Source organism: Ruegeria sp. K7, from assembly GCF_056531785.1.
In genome coordinates this window covers 32,651-47,146 of the sequence record NZ_JBQFMJ010000009.1, presented here as the reverse complement: position 1 = coordinate 47,146, position 14,496 = coordinate 32,651, and the positions used below count along the sequence as shown (strand labels likewise).

Annotated in this window: 16 protein-coding genes; 15 read left to right on the top strand and 1 reads right to left on the bottom strand. The window is 59.9% G+C overall.

The window, feature by feature from the left end; all coding sequences use genetic code 11:
* Window positions 1–70: 70 nt before the first annotated feature.
* The 5 genes from ACR0FE_RS14940 to ACR0FE_RS14920 all read left to right on the top strand — a co-directional run bounded on the left by ACR0FE_RS14940 (window position 71) and on the right by ACR0FE_RS14920 (window position 4,270).
* Window positions 71–1,015 (top strand): class II glutamine amidotransferase domain-containing protein, encoded by a 945-nt coding sequence (locus tag ACR0FE_RS14940; protein WP_480913577.1) that lies wholly within the window; start codon window positions 71–73, stop codon window positions 1,013–1,015.
* Window positions 1,012–1,725 carry a GltB/FmdC/FwdC-like GXGXG domain-containing protein gene (locus ACR0FE_RS14935; RefSeq protein WP_170611714.1) on the top strand — a complete coding sequence of 238 codons (714 nt, stop codon included), beginning with the start codon at window positions 1,012–1,014 and terminating at the stop codon, window positions 1,723–1,725. Before ACR0FE_RS14940 ends, ACR0FE_RS14935 begins: the two co-directional genes overlap by 4 nt.
* Window positions 1,710–3,134: an FMN-binding glutamate synthase family protein gene (locus ACR0FE_RS14930; RefSeq protein ID WP_170611716.1), complete on the top strand. Its 1,425-nt coding sequence runs from the start codon at window positions 1,710–1,712 to the stop codon at window positions 3,132–3,134. The genes ACR0FE_RS14935 and ACR0FE_RS14930 overlap by 16 nt, the downstream gene beginning before the upstream one ends.
* A complete protein-coding gene (locus tag ACR0FE_RS14925; protein ID WP_170619625.1) occupies window positions 3,131–3,835 on the top strand; it encodes a type 1 glutamine amidotransferase in 705 nt (234 codons plus the stop codon). Before ACR0FE_RS14930 ends, ACR0FE_RS14925 begins: the two co-directional genes overlap by 4 nt.
* A gap of 84 nt (window positions 3,836–3,919) precedes the next feature.
* Window positions 3,920–4,270 carry a hypothetical protein gene (locus ACR0FE_RS14920; RefSeq protein WP_170611719.1) on the top strand — a complete coding sequence of 117 codons (351 nt, stop codon included), beginning with the start codon at window positions 3,920–3,922 and terminating at the stop codon, window positions 4,268–4,270.
* On the opposite strand, the gene ACR0FE_RS14915 is transcribed toward ACR0FE_RS14920, so the two are convergent.
* A complete protein-coding gene (locus ACR0FE_RS14915) occupies window positions 4,267–5,406 on the bottom strand; it encodes an FAD-dependent oxidoreductase (protein ID WP_170611721.1) in 1,140 nt (379 codons plus the stop codon). The genes ACR0FE_RS14920 and ACR0FE_RS14915 overlap by 4 nt on opposite strands.
* Before the next feature lie 92 nt (window positions 5,407–5,498).
* On the opposite strand from ACR0FE_RS14915, the gene ACR0FE_RS14910 reads away from it, so the two are divergent.
* The 10 genes from ACR0FE_RS14910 (at window position 5,499) to ACR0FE_RS14865 (ending at window position 14,496) form a co-directional block, all read left to right on the top strand.
* On the top strand, window positions 5,499–6,791 hold the full coding sequence (locus ACR0FE_RS14910; RefSeq protein WP_480492208.1) for a glutamine synthetase family protein: 1,293 nt from the start codon (window positions 5,499–5,501) through the stop codon (window positions 6,789–6,791).
* A complete protein-coding gene (locus ACR0FE_RS14905; protein ID WP_480525880.1) occupies window positions 6,791–7,057 on the top strand; it encodes a EutN/CcmL family microcompartment protein in 267 nt (88 codons plus the stop codon). Before ACR0FE_RS14910 ends, ACR0FE_RS14905 begins: the two co-directional genes overlap by 1 nt.
* Before the next feature lie 41 nt (window positions 7,058–7,098).
* The gene (locus tag ACR0FE_RS14900) at window positions 7,099–7,407 is read left to right on the top strand and encodes a BMC domain-containing protein (protein WP_117869464.1); all 309 of its coding nucleotides are present in this window, start codon (window positions 7,099–7,101) and stop codon (window positions 7,405–7,407) included.
* 23 nt (window positions 7,408–7,430) lie between these two features.
* Window positions 7,431–8,615 (top strand): hypothetical protein, encoded by a 1,185-nt coding sequence (locus ACR0FE_RS14895; protein ID WP_480913573.1) that lies wholly within the window; start codon window positions 7,431–7,433, stop codon window positions 8,613–8,615.
* Window positions 8,615–9,994: an aldehyde dehydrogenase family protein gene (locus ACR0FE_RS14890; RefSeq protein ID WP_480913572.1), complete on the top strand. Its 1,380-nt coding sequence runs from the start codon at window positions 8,615–8,617 to the stop codon at window positions 9,992–9,994. Before ACR0FE_RS14895 ends, ACR0FE_RS14890 begins: the two co-directional genes overlap by 1 nt.
* Complete coding sequence (locus tag ACR0FE_RS14885) at window positions 9,991–10,614, top strand: BMC domain-containing protein (protein ID WP_170611731.1); 624 nt, start codon at window positions 9,991–9,993, stop codon at window positions 10,612–10,614. Before ACR0FE_RS14890 ends, ACR0FE_RS14885 begins: the two co-directional genes overlap by 4 nt.
* Window positions 10,614–11,795: a malate dehydrogenase gene (locus ACR0FE_RS14880; protein WP_480913570.1), complete on the top strand. Its 1,182-nt coding sequence runs from the start codon at window positions 10,614–10,616 to the stop codon at window positions 11,793–11,795. The genes ACR0FE_RS14885 and ACR0FE_RS14880 overlap by 1 nt, the downstream gene beginning before the upstream one ends.
* Entirely contained in the window at window positions 11,792–12,202 is a 411-nt protein-coding gene (locus ACR0FE_RS14875) for a Rid family hydrolase (protein ID WP_480812841.1), read from the top strand. Before ACR0FE_RS14880 ends, ACR0FE_RS14875 begins: the two co-directional genes overlap by 4 nt.
* A 96-nt stretch (window positions 12,203–12,298) precedes the next feature.
* On the top strand, window positions 12,299–13,579 hold the full coding sequence (locus tag ACR0FE_RS14870; protein ID WP_480913568.1) for an ABC transporter substrate-binding protein: 1,281 nt from the start codon (window positions 12,299–12,301) through the stop codon (window positions 13,577–13,579).
* 65 nt (window positions 13,580–13,644) lie between these two features.
* Window positions 13,645–14,496 carry a branched-chain amino acid ABC transporter permease gene (locus ACR0FE_RS14865; RefSeq protein WP_480913566.1) on the top strand — a complete coding sequence of 284 codons (852 nt, stop codon included), beginning with the start codon at window positions 13,645–13,647 and terminating at the stop codon, window positions 14,494–14,496.

Genomic DNA, 14,496 nt, shown 5'->3' with positions numbered 1-14,496 from the left:
AGGCGATTGGGCTTGCTATTGTTCGTGTACTGTATACAGTATACAGACGCGAATGAACAGGGAGCTCTTCATGTGTGGAATCGCTGGAAGGATTCTGGCCGCGCCCGGTAAGGTCGGGGCGGACCTGGTAGACCTGATGGACGCGCAGGAACACCGCGGCGCGGACAGCACCGGGTTTGCAATCTATGGGCCGCCACGGGAAGCAGGATACGTTCTGCGAGGCATGGGGTTCAATAAATCCCGGCAAAGTTCCGATCTGGATGCTTTTGAGGCGGTATTGAAAGAACACGGCTCAGAGTTCCTATCCGACCCAAAAATTCTGACGGATGAAAATCAGCACTATTGCTTTCGGATGGAAATTTCGGACCCTGCGGATTTGCAGGCTTGGGTCCGTGATGCGGATGAATTGACCGACCGGATCGAAATTCAGTCCTGCGGACGCAGCCTCGAGATCATCAAGGATATCGGTGGAGCCGAGGCCGTGTCCGAGAAACACGGCGTGCGCGACATGGTCGGGACCCATGGGCTGGGGCATGCGCGGCTGGCCACCGAAAGCTCGGTTCTGCCAAACGCTTCGCACCCGTTCTGGGCACGGCCTTTCTCGGATGTGGCGATTGTCCACAACGGGCAGATCACGGACTATTTCACGTGGCGCGACAGACTGACCCGGATGGGTTATCGCTTTCTGACCGAAAATGACAGTGAACTGATTGCGGTCTGGGTCAGTGACCAGATGAAGGCAGGCCTGACGATGGAGCAGGCGCTGAAGAAGTCGATCACCTCGATCGACGGGGTTTTCACATACATGATCGCAACGCCGAACGGGATTGGCTTTGCCAAGGATCGCTTCGCCATGAAGCCGCTGGTCGTCGTCAACCGCAACGGCGATCTTGCCGCCGCGACCGAGGAGCAGGCGGTGCGTCGGGTGATGACCGAGGAATGCGACGTGATCAATTACGACGGCCCGTCGCTGACAGGTATCTGGGGTGTCGGAAACCGGAGCCTGGCGGCATGAGCGAGGTAGCAAGGCAGATGGATGAGATCGTCATCGAAGTCGGGAAACGGCATATTCGCGAAGTGAATCAGGACATCATGGCAGCGTGTGCCACAGGGCGTCCCATCCGGGTGGTCGATACGTTGTCGCGGCATAATCTGGGTGTAGGTTTGCCGGACAATGTGGACATCACGTTCGAAGGGTCCGTTGGCTATTACTGCGGTGGATTGAACACCGGAGCAAACATCACGATCGAACGCAACTGCGGCTGGGCCGTGGGCGAGGGAATGGCCAAGGGCCACATAACCGTTGGCGGCTATGCGGGCATGTCCTGTGGGGCCGCAATGATTGGCGGCACGATCCATGTCAAAGGGGACGCCGGGCCCCGCGTCGGCGTTGCCATGAAGGGCGGAAATATCGTGGTCGAAGGCAAAATCGGGTATCAATCCGGTTTCATGGCGCATTCCGGGCGGATCATTGCCTTGGGCGGAGCGGGCGAGTCCTGTGCCGATGCCCTGTGGCAAGGAGAGGTTTGGGTGGCGGGCGAGGTCGATAGCCTTGGCGTCGATGTCGATGTACTTGAACCGACGGCCGAGGAAGTCGCCGAGGTCGACGCCATTCTTGACCCGCTCGGGCTTGTCGACAGTTCACGGAACTGGAGAAAAATGGTGTCCGGTCAACGTCTTTGGTATTTTGAAAGCAGGGATGCAAGCGCATGGCTCATGATCTGAGTAAACCCTATGAGTATCCGTTCGAGGTCGCCTCAGAGGAAGAAATCCGGTTCCGCGACGCAGGCGCGATCGAGGGTCGCCCGGCAGGCGTGCCGTCCTCGTATGATGAAGGCGGATCGACCCGTTGGACACCCGAAGCGATTTCCGAGGTTCACGCGCTGGCGCAGCTGGGGCGCTATCAGGTTCGCGGTTACAACACGTTCAACAAGCGGATGCCGACCTTTGATGATCTGACATTCGTCCCGGCGACCATGACCCGTCTGCCGTTGGAAGGGTATCGTGAGAGCTGCGACACCACGACAGTTCTGGGCGGTGGGCGCGGCCTGGTCGAACGCCCGCTGGAACTCAAGATTCCGATCTACATTGCATCCATGTCGTTCGGCGCGCTGTCGGCGTCAGCCAAGGCATCGCTGGGCTATGGGGCCTCGAAAGTGGGCACCATGACCTGCACGGGCGAAGGCGGCATGCTGGAGGAGGAGCGCGAAGCCTCCCAACGCCTTCTCTACCAGATGTCGCCCGCCCGCTATGGTGTGGATCTGGATCACCTGCGCCGCGCGGATGCGCTGGAAATCGTCGTGGGGCAGGGGGCCAAGCCCGGAACCGGCGGCCTGCTGCTGGGCATGAAGGTCAGCCCGCGGGTCAGCCAGATGCGGACACTGCCCGAAGGGGTGGATCAGCGTTCGACCATCCGCCACCCGGATTTCCTCGGAGCTGACGATTTGGCGGTGAAGATCGAGGAATTGCGGATCGCGACCAATTATCAGGTGCCGATTTTCATCAAAATGGGCGCGACCCGTCCCAGGTTCGACGTGGCGGTTGCGGCCAAGGCAGGCGCCGATGTCGTGGTTGTTGACGGGGCAGAGGGCGGTACCGGGGCATCCCCCGAATTGCTGCTGAATCACACCGGCATTCCGACCATGAGCGCCATTCGCGCCGCACGCGAGGCTCTGGACGATTGTGGTATGACCGGCAAGGTCTCACTTGTGGCAGCCGGGGGTATCCGCTCGGGAGTGGATGCAGCCAAGTGTCTGGCATTGGGTGCCGATGCGGTGATGATTGGCAACGCAGCGATGGTCGCGCTTGGGTGCAACAGCCCCAGGTATCTCGACGACTACACCGCTTTGGGGACATCGCCCGGTGCATGCCATCATTGCCATACAGGCCGGTGTCCGGTCGGCGTCGCAACGCAGGACCCTGAACTTGAGGCGCGCATGAACCCCCATGCCGGTGCGGAACGTATCGCCCGGTACCTGACGGCCATGACGATGGAGATCACGGCGCTGGCCAAGGCTTGCGGCAAGTCCTCGGTCCACAATCTGGAAACCGAAGACCTGCGCGCACTCAGCTTTCAGGCGTCGGCCTTCACCGGGGTCAAGATGGCGGGCATAGACCGGGCTTTCGACTGGTGAGGATCGCCCTGCTTGAGATGACCAGCCACCCGCTGCCGCTGCTGGAGGGTTTGCCGCGAACCGCGCAGCAGATCCGCGAGTGGATCGAACCGCATTTGCCGGAAGCAGAGTTCTTTGTGGCGAATGTCGTGGATGGTGTCGCTCTTCCTGCGTTGTCCGATTTTGAAGGGGTCATAGTCGGAGGTTCCGAGTTCGGCGTTTACGACGACACGGAGTGGATGCAGCCCCTGCGCTTGTTCCTGCAAGACTGTCGGGACCAGAGCAAACCTGTCTTCGGAATTTGCTTCGGCCATCAGATCATGGCCGATGTCTATGGCGGAAAGGCGGAAAAGGCGGTGATCGGCAACATTGTTGGCTGTCGCGCCTTTGACTACGGAGGCGGCAATCCCGACGCTTATGTCTGGCATCAGGATCAGGTGACCAAGGTGCCTCCGACGGCTCGGGTTACGGGTTCGGCTGATCACTGTCCTGTCGGGGCGCTCGATTACGAGTTTCCTGCCCGGTCGGTTCAGTTTCATCCCGAATACACGGCGGAACATTTGCGCGACCTGTTCATTCGGGGTCGCGACATCATTGTGACGCCAGAGGATGCGGATGCCGGCCTGGCAGCGCTCAGGACAGCGAATGTTCCGGGCGATCTGGCCGCGTCGCAGGCTGCAGCCTTGTTTCGGGGAACATATCGGACTCAGCAGCGCGAATAGCCGCCAGCACCATTTGATCCTGATCAATTCTCCCGTGAGCTTGTCATGTATACTGAATACAAGGCAGGGCAAAGGAGGTGTCAGATGTCCGGTTACTCAGATTTCTTTCAGTCCATTGCGCGGATCGTTGGCGCGCCCCGCACGGAACATGTGGATGATCGCGAGTTGTCAGATCTGGGGCTTTCCCGCGCGGATTTGGCGATGCTGCGCTCGGGTGCGCCACAGGCACGCGAGCGCATACTGGCGATGGCTCGGCAGTTCGGGTTGACGGAAGATGACCTGAACGCGCACACCAACCTTGGCCTGGAGCTTGCCGAAAAGTGCGGTCATTGCCTGCAGGCGGAAACATGCCGCGACGCCATTCGGGCCGGAGCCCGGCTGCCGCAGGAAAAATGTCCCAATGCTGGCTTGTACCGCGCCTTGTCCGAAGTTTAGCGGCCGCTTGGGCTTTCTTTTGGGCTGAGTTTTCTGCGTCCGGCGACCCTGAACCGGTCAGCCGTGCCAAAATCTTTCATGCCGACACCTGCAGCGAATTCAGCAAACACAGGAGCATGCTTGAACAGATGCCCTGAGCATCCCCCGGCAAATAACACGTTGTCATGTTCCGGGTGCCAGTCAACGATGAAGTGAGTGTCCGGTGTCAGTATGATCTGGTTGAACTTCGAATCCACGACACGCTCGCCTTCCAGCCCAGGCAAACGGTGGCGAATATAGCTGCGTGTGCGACCCAGTGTCTCCTGACGGATCAGGCGTTCGTCGTTGTCCAGGTCGATCTTGTCGGGGATCACAACAGCCGCCTTCACACCAGACCCCTCGGACGAGGGCAGGCCAAATGACCCCTGACCATGATCGATCCAGCAGGGCATTTGGCTCATATCGAAATCCTCGGACCCATCTGGCGTCGAGGTGTACAGGACATTGACGCCAACCACCGTTGATATCGGCTTGATTGTTTTGGGGAACATGTCCGCCATCCAGGGGCCGGTCGCAATGACGATCAGATCAGCCTCAAGCGGTTTGCCGTCCAGCATCGGGCGCTCAGAGCCGTCCGTGGTGACACGTCCCCGCTGCACGATTCCCCCAGCGCGCCGAAACAGATCCAGTCCGGTCAACACGCAGCGATGGGCCATCAGCATTCCGGCTTCTGGCTCGAACAGTGCATATTCGATATCGGACACCCGAAACTGAGGGAACCGCGATTCGATCTCCTGCTGATCGAACTTGTAGTAAGGCACGCCAACCTTGTCGAAAGTCTGCGCGGTTGCGTCTTCCCAGTCACAATGGCCGCCGGTGGCCAGAATCAGGGCACCACATTCATACATCAGGTTCTGTCCGCTTTCGGCCTGCAGCTCGAGCCAGCGCAGGCGGCTTTCGCGCGCCCATCGGGTATAAAACTCATCCCGTCCCGATATGGCGCGGATCACCCGGTTGTAATCCGTTGAAGATGCACGGGAATGACCGGGTTCCCACCTATCGATCAAAGTCACCGCCTCGCCCATTCGTTGCAGTGTGAGCGCCGTCATGACGCCGACGATGCCGCCCCCGACAACGATGACCGAGCTTTTGGACATGACGTAGATTTTCCTTGTTTCTGGATTGTCTTTGTGAATACTGTATACAGAATACAGCATTTATAAAGCTAAAAAACAGGGAGAGCGCATCAATGAGTTCGGGGTTTGATCTGCCCGAGGGCACGCATACCGTCATTCTTGGCGTCGGCGATCTGAACGGCATCATGCGGGGCAAGCGCATTCCGGCCAGCCATTGGGATCATGTGTGCAACAGCGGCAATGCGCTCTCGATTGCTTTGATGGCAATCGATATGACCTGCGATGTCTGGGACACGCCCTATGTCAATTTCGACAACGGCTATCCCGACATGCATGTTTTCCCGATGACCAAACCGGTTGCTGTTCCGTGGGAGCCGGGCGTGGCGGTCTGCTTTGGCCGCGCCGAAGGTATGGACCACAAGCCGGTGCCCATCGATCCGCGCCAGGCTCTGGTGCGTCAGGTCGAGCGCGCGCGCGACATGGGGTTCGAGGTCAATGTCGGCACCGAACTGGAATTCTATCTGCTGGACCCTGAAACCGGGCAGCCGCGTGACAGCGGAATTCAGGTCTATGGATTAGGTCGGGCGGCAAGAATGGAGCATATCGTTGGGCCCATTCGTCAGCAGATCAATGAATGCGGCATTCCGATCGAACAATCGAACCCAGAATATGCCGCCGGCCAGATCGAAGTGAACATTCGGTATGGCGAAGCGCTGGCTGCTGCAGATCGCGTTGTTCTTTTCAAGTCGCTAATCCGCCAGTTGGGCATCGCCCACGGGTATCTGGCCACCTTCATGCCCAAGCCGTTCTTTGACCAGTCCGGCAACGGCTTTCACACACACTATTCGCTGTGGAAGGACGGAAAGAACGTTTTTGCCGAAAATGGCAAGATCAACGACACAGGTAAGGCTTTCATCGCCGGGCTGCAGAAGCGGATGTGCGAAAGTGCGATTTGCGGTAGTGGAACAGTCAATGGTTACCGTCGCCGCCAGCCGTATACCTTCTGTCCGATCAACGCGAGCTGGGGATACGACAACCGCACAGTCGGTATCCGCATTATCGAAGGATCCGACAGCGCCGTGCGTGTCGAAAAACGCGATGCCGGTGCGGATGCCAATCCCTATCTTCTGCTCGCCGCCGAAATCGCCGCAGGTCTGGACGGGATCGAGCAAGGACTGACCCCAACAGACCCCACAACCGGCAACGCATACGAGGATGGCATTGGTGATCCCATTCCGACCGATCTTCCAACCGCCATCGAACTGGCGCGCGGGTCCGAGTGGCTGCGCGACGTAATGGGCGAGATGCTGTGGGAACTGGTCTTGCAGCAGGCCGAACGCGAGCTGGAGTTTTTTAACCAACAGGTCACTCAGGTCGAGCTTGACCGCTATCTGAGGACATTCTGATGCACCTCGGCAAAGTTGCAGGAACGGTTACGGCAACAGCAAAGGACGCCAGATTGGTTGGTCTGAAACTACTGGTGACAGACCTGATCGACAGCGACGGCAATCTGATCGATCCGGCGCGCGTTGCAGCGGATACATGCGGCGCGGGCGTGGGTGACACGGTGCTGATCGCGACAGGCTCGGCCGCACGAATGGCGGCGGGGTTGTCCACCGCTCCGGTGGATCTGGCGATTATCGCGGTGGTCGATCGCGTTTCAACGAACTGAAACACAACACACAAATCAATAGCCTTCGGAGGATAGGAAAAATGGCGAAACCAGTGGCAGGGCAGATGGCCCTGGGCATGATCGAAACCCGCGGTCTTGTTGGGGCGATCGAAGCAGCGGACGCAATGGTCAAGGCGGCCAGCGTGGCGATTGTCGGCCAGACCAAAGCCGGCGGCGGTCTGGTGACAACCCTTGTGCGCGGCGAAGTCGGCGCCGTCAAAGCCGCAACAGATGCGGGCGCAACGGCAGCCAACAAAGTTGGTGAAGTGGTGTCGGTCCACGTGATCGCGCGCCCGCATGATGAGCTTGAAGCCATTATCGACGGGCTCGGAGCCGGATCTTCGGCCTGATCCATCGCCGCTAAGGAGACATTATGTCAGCCGGATTTGAGGATTTCACCCGTGCGGTGACGCGGGGCGCTACCCGCGACGCCCCTGCCGCGCGCAGCATTGAGCGTTTCGCAGTGCTGGGCGGCGGACCGGATGCCCGCCTTTTGGCAGCGCTGTGTCTGGCTGAAGGGGCCGATGTCACACTGTTTTCGGCCTATGGAGCCGAGCTTTCGCTGCTGACCCAATCTTCGGGCATTGGTATCGGGGGTGACGGTCCTGTGGGCACCTATCAGGTGAACCGGGACGGGCCATCGGTGGAAACAACAGCGGAACTGGATGCTGCGGTTCGGGACGCACAGGTGATATTTCTAACCGGACCCGTTCACAAGCAGCGCACCTATGCCATGGTTCTGGCTGATCACCTGAGTGACGGCCAGGTTTTGGTACTGGCCCCCGGGCGGTCTCTGGGCGCTGTAGAAGCCGCCTGGATGCTGCGCATCGGGGGGTGTCGGGCGGATGTGACGCTGGTTGAAATTCTGGGTTTGCCCTACTGGTTCAACGCCGAAGGTGCTGGGCTGACCCTGTCCACAGCCGCACCAATGGCGGCGGCAACGCTGCCACGCGGCCGCAACAACATCCTTGAAGCTCTGAACCGTTTTCTGCCGAACCTTCACCCGGTTGATTCTGTCCTGGCTTCCGGATTTCGTGACCTGTCCGCGGCCGTGGAAATACCTGCCCTGACCCTTGGCGGGCAGGGGATGGGCAACGGCGGCCCCGATGTTCCGATGGGGGGCGTTCCGCTGGAGGCAAACCAGACTTTTGCCTCTCTCATCGGCGCCGATCAGATCGCCGTCATCGAAGGATTGGCCGAGGAACGGAGACAGGTCGCGGCTGCATTTGGAGTCCGAAACCTGCCGGAAACGTCGGACTGGATCGCCACCTTTGCCGGGGCTGAACGGGGGTCGGGTTCCCGGCCTGTGCCGGATCGACAGGCCGCACGTCACCTGATGCGTGACGGTGTGCTTGGCTCGCTGGTCCCGCTGGTGTCTGCTGCAAGGTTGGCCGGTCAGCCCGTTCCTTTGACAGAGAGTCTGATCACCATGACAGACCGTATTCTTGGCGCTGACGTCGCGGCGGCAGGGCGCAGGCTTGAAACCATCGGAATAACCGCAGGCGATGTCGATCAGGCGCGTCGTATCTTTGACACTATTGCCACTGGAGCCTCGTGATGGACGCAGATCTGAAATCCATCGCCGCCGCGCGGCGCGCTGCCGAAACGGCGTTCGAGGCCTACCGGACCTTTCTCGGGACCGATCCGGCACAGGTAGATGCCATCGTGGACGCCATGGCCCGTGCCATTGAACCCGAGGCTGAACTGCTGGGGCGGCTGGCGGTCGAGGAAACCGGATACGGCAATGTCCCGGACAAACGGGTCAAGAACCTTTTCAACGCCTTGTCAGTTGCGGATTATTTGCGGGATGTAACGACATTGGGCCTGTTGTGGCGGGATGATGCCACAAAGGTCGCCGCCTTTGGGGAACCGATGGGCGTGGTGGCGGCCCTTATTCCGGTCACCAACCCGACCTCAACCATCATCTACAAAGTGCTGTCAGCAGTGAAAGCGGGCAACGCAATTGTCTGCGCACCCCATCCGCGAGGCCTGGGGTGCGGAATCGAAACCGTCCGCATCATGGCGCGCGTGGCCGAACAGATGGGTGCACCCAAGGGGCTGATCCAATGCCTGGATGCAGTGACCATTCAGGGCACGGCCGAGTTGATGAAGCACCGCCGTACGTCGGTTGTTATGGCGACAGGTGGCCCGGCTATGGTCAAGGCCGCCTATTCCAGCGGCAAGCCGACATTGGCGGTCGGGGCGGGCAACGTGCCGTGTTATGTGCACAAATCGAAGGCGCGCGATCTGGCGGAAGTGGCCGAAATGATCGTCACATCGAAAAGCTTCGACTACGGCACTGCCTGTGTCAGCGAACAGGCCGTGGTGGCCGACCCGGAAATATCCCGTGACCTGCGGCATGAACTCAAGCTGAAGGGAGCTTATTTCTGCACCCCGGCCGAGGCGGATCGACTGGCGAAAGTGATTTTCAAGGGTGCGCGGGCGATGGACCCCGATAAGGTCGGGCAAAGCCCGCAGGCCCTGGCCGATGCCGCCGGTTTCTCGATTCCGCCGCGCACCCGTTGTCTGGTTTCCGAAGAAACCGAAGTGGGTTGGCAACGCCCGTTATCGGCGGAAAAACTGAACCCGGTGCTGGCTTTCTACGAGGCGAAATCCACCGACCACGGCATCGAACTGGCGCAGTCCATCGCGCGGTTCGAAGGTTGGGGACATTCTTCGGTCATCCATTCGGACGACCCCGAGGTTGTCGCCCGGTTTGCCACCGTACCCACGGGACGTGTGCTGGTCAACACGCCGGGGATCATGGGTGGCATGGGCTATTCCACAGATCTGGAGCCGTCTTTCATGCTGGGCACTGGCACGTGGTCGGGGTCGATCACGTCGGACAACGTGACGGCCCTGCATCTCATCAACATCAAGCGGGTCGCTTATGAAAGCAGACCTTGGCGCGACATTTACGAGGAGTATGGCGCATGAGCGAGATCACGATCCGGGCGCTGATGCAGATCGACAACCTGCAACCGAAATTCGCGGCCTACAACGGCGCGACGGTGCAGGGTTCGGTGCCTTTGTCGGGGGACACAGTGCTGATCGGAGAGTTTGCACCGGGCAACGGGGTGTTTTCGCTGATCGATCGCGCGCTCAAGGCGTCTTCGGTAGAGGCAACAACGCAGATGGTGGAACGAGAGTTCGGGTTTTTTATCCTGCGCTCACCTTCAAATGCCGAGGTGTCTGCGGCCCGCGATGCGATGCTGGCCGAACTTGGGGCTTCGATGTCGGACCGTCTGAAACCCGCAATCAGTTCGACTCAGATCATCACAAGCGTTGAACCTTATCAGGCGCAATTGCTGAACAAATGGCGCAAGGGCGCCCTCATCGTTCCCGGACAAACACTGGGGATCGTCGAATGCGCGCCAGCCGCCTACATCTCGATCGCCGCGAACGAGGCGGAGAAGGCAGCCGAGATCGACATCGTCGAAGTGCGCGCCGTGGGCCGGTTTGGCCGCCTGTTCATCTCGGGGTCGGAAAACTCGGTCAAAACCGCCGTCGAAGCGGCAACTCGCGCCATCGAGGCGGTGGACGGGCAGGCAGGCTGATGGCTGCTTCGCGGGTCATAGGCTCGGACGCAGTCGAGGACGCGCGCCGAAGTGGCAGGATCGTGTTCGAAGTTCTGCCCGGCGACATCGTCACGGCGCTGGCCCGGGAAACGGCGGAGCGCATCGGCATCACCCTGGTGGACGGACCGCTGGAGCGGCCACAGGCACCACGTACAGATGGCGCCGTTTCGATGCGCCGCGTGCTCTATCGTCGTTCACCCAAATGGGTTGCGCCTGCGCGGGCACCGCGCAAGGCCCGCAGGCTGGGCAAGCTGGCGCTGATCGGTGCAGGCGGCGTTGGTGGCAATATCGCACATCTGGCAGCGATGGCGGATATCGCGGATGAAATCGCCCTGATCGACATTGCTCCGGGTCTGGCAGCTTCGACAGCGCTGGACCTCAATCACACATCCGGCATCACTGGTGCCCGTGTCCGATGCGTCGGAGGGGACTCTCTGGATCTGGTGGCAGGTGCCGAGGTGGTCGTCGTAACCGCCGGGCGCGCACGCCGCCCGGGCATGACCCGTGCTGACCTGATAGATGTGAACGCGCGTGTGATGCGCCAGTCGGCAGAAGCGATCCGTTCAGCCGCACCAAACGCCATCGTGATTGTCGTAACAAATCCTCTGGATGAAATGACGGTCGAGATGCTGCGGGCCACAGGCTTCGCGCGCGAACAGGTTCTGGGCATGGCGGGAACACTGGACAGCAGCCGGTTCCGCAACGCACTTGCCATGGCCGCGGGGGTCTCTCCCGCTGATGTCGAGGCCTTTACCCTTGGCAGTCACGGTGACGAAATGGCGCCGATCCCCAGCCGCGCCCGGATCAAGGGGCGGGCGCTTGAGGTCTTTCTGTCACCGGATCAAATTGAAGCATGCGTACAGGACGCGATCACAGGCGGCGGGCAGGTCGTCGCGCTCAAGAAATCCGGTTCGGCGACGATTGCCCCGGCCCATGCCTCGATTGAACTGATCGATCACATCAGGGGCGCTCGGTCCGGTCCGGTTCCGGTGTCTGTGATGTTGCAGGGCGAATATGGAATTGATGGCGTGGTGCTGGGCGTGCCCGCACATCTTGGCGCCAGTGGACTGGTCGAGGTCGAGGAACTGCGCCTGACGGACCAGGAACAGGCAGGGCTGCAAGAAGCAGCTGATGCGATCCGGCTGAGGCTGGGTCTGTGACCCTTCGGTCGTGGAAGTTCGGCGGGCGGTTTGAAGAGGTCGCATCGTATTCCCGCGCAAAGCGGATCGGACCATTTGTCTGGGTCGCAGGGACGACCGCGATTGAACCAACAGGGCGTATTCATGCGCCGGGCGATGTGGGCGCGCAAACACGGTATATCCTGTCCCGTACCGAAGACGCGCTTAAGGCTGTCGGGGCAGAGTTGCGCCATGTGGGCCGGGTGCGCGCATACCTGACCGATCTGTCAACAGCGGGCGAATTCGCGCGTGTGCACGGAGAGTTTTTCAAGGGTATCGATCCGGTTCTGACCGCTGTTCAGGCAGGCCTGACCCAACCCGGTCTGATGGTGGAAATCGATGTGGACGCCGTGATCCACGATGAAAGCGGTAAAATCGGCGGATTCTGAACATGAGTTTTCAAGAAAGGATTTGATCGATCCATCTTCTTGTGTACTGTATACAGAATACAAGAACGGCATAATGAGACACAGGGAGCAAAACTGATGATCAAGACAGCGCTACTTAGCGGAACATGCATCGCGCTCATGGCCTCGACGGCCGGAGCAGAAATTAAGGTTGGGTTTATTGGGTCGCTTTCCTCGGACACCGGGCTGTCGACCCTTCGCGGGGCAGAAGTCGCGATTGAGGAGCTTAACGCCAATGGCGGCGTGATGGGCGAGCAGATCATACTGGTCTCTGCCGATACCGGGCAGGATCCGACCGAAGGCGTACGCGCTTATGAATACCTGGCCGAGACCGAAGAGGTTGATTTCATCATATCGGGTTCGATCGACGATGTGTCGCTTGGCTGGCTGCCTCGGATGCAGGAATACCGCATTCCGACGCTGGACACCTGGACATCCTATATCGGCATCATCGACATGGTGGTCGAAGACCCCGAAGGCATGGCGCCCTATTTCATGAACATCGCCTCGGACGAGGCGTTGGCCACGCTTTACATCAATTTCGGCGCGGATGTCCTGAAGGAAAAGATGGGCTGGGATTCCGTTGTCATTCTGGCCGAGGACACCGCCTTTGGCGAAGCGATCACCGGACTTGTGACCGAAGCGCTTGCACCGGTCGCCGGGATCGAGGTCAAGGATATCATTACGTATGATGTGGCCACTGTCGATTTCGCGCCGATCTTCAGCCGTGCGCAGGATACAGGGGCCGACTTCATCTATCAGGTTTCGTCCGTTAACTCTCAGGTTGTGTCGTCGCAATATGTGAAACTGCAAGTGCCGATGGCGATGACGGGCGTCAACGTGTCCGCGCTGGGAATGGAGTATTGGGAAGACACGGGCGGCGCCGGCGGCGGCATTTCGACCCTGTCCCCGATCCCTTCGGTCGGGTTCAGACTGGATCCGGCAAGCCAGGCTTTTGTCGACACCTATCAGGCCAAGTATGACAGCCGCCCGCTGCTGCCGCATTTCAACGGGTTCAACGCCTATCACGGTCTTAAGCAGGCCATGGCTGCAGCCGAAGAGGCTGGCGGTTTCGACAATGTCGAAGGCTGGGCCGATGCGATGAAGAAGCAGGATCTGGTCCTGGAGATGGATGGTCAGCTGTGGTTGCGCTATGCCTTCTGGGGCGATGAGGAGGTTGAACCCGTAACCGGCCGTACCTATCCGCACAACATCCGCTTTGATCTGTCCGAGCCGTTTGATGACGCCGCACCGTCCATGGTTGTTGTGCAGTGGTACGAGGACGGAACCGCCGCTGTTGTGTATCCAGAGAAATACGCGACGGGCGAGTTTACCCTGCCAAGCTGGGTCAAAAACTGATCCGGTCGTCCACATAGCTTGAACCGGGCGCGCGACAGCGTGCGCCCGCAGCCAGGGATACCTCAATGTTGCAGATACTGATCCAGGGGCTTTTGCTCAGTGGGCTCTATGCGCTTATCGCAATGGGTTTCACGCTGATCTTCAGCATAGGGCGTGTTCTGAATCTGGCGTATGGCGCCTATCTGATGGTCGGTGGGTACATCTACTTCTGGGTATCGCAAACGCTGGGGATGCCCAAGCTCATGGGCGTTGTCGTGGCCGCCGCAATGGGCGTTCTGATGGGTATTCTGAAGTACCGCCTGATCGTGAAGACGCTCAAAGGTGATCATGTGGCGGTCGAAATATCGACGCTGATCCTTGCGGTCGTGATACAGGCCGGGATCGTTTTGGTCTTTGGCGACAGCAGTAAGATCCTGCTGCCCATCGTGCCCGGAGTGATCAACGTTGCCGGAGCGTCCGTCACATACAACATCCTGATTGCAACGCTCATTAGTTGGGCCATCCTTCTGGGGCTATACGCTTTCGTGCGGCTCACCCACACCGGGCGGGCAATGCAGGCGGTTTCGATGGACGCCAAGGGGGCTGCTATCTCGGGGATCGACCCGGACCGGATCAACCTGATCACCTGGGGCATCTCGGGGGCATTGGGGGCACTTGGGGGTGTGTTCTTCGCCAGTTACACGCAGCTTTCGCCATCCATGTGGGTCGCCCCGCTGATCATCTCGGTGGCCGTTGTCATCGTGGGCGGAATTGGGTCGATCATCGGGACCTTGGTTGTCGCACACATCGTCGGCTTTCTTGAAGTCATCGTGGTGGCGACCCTTGCGCCCGAGTTGCGCGGTGTCTTCACCATGCTGCTGATCATTGGTGTTCTGGTGACCCGCCCGCAGGGCCTGTTTGGCCGTGAGGAGTTATAA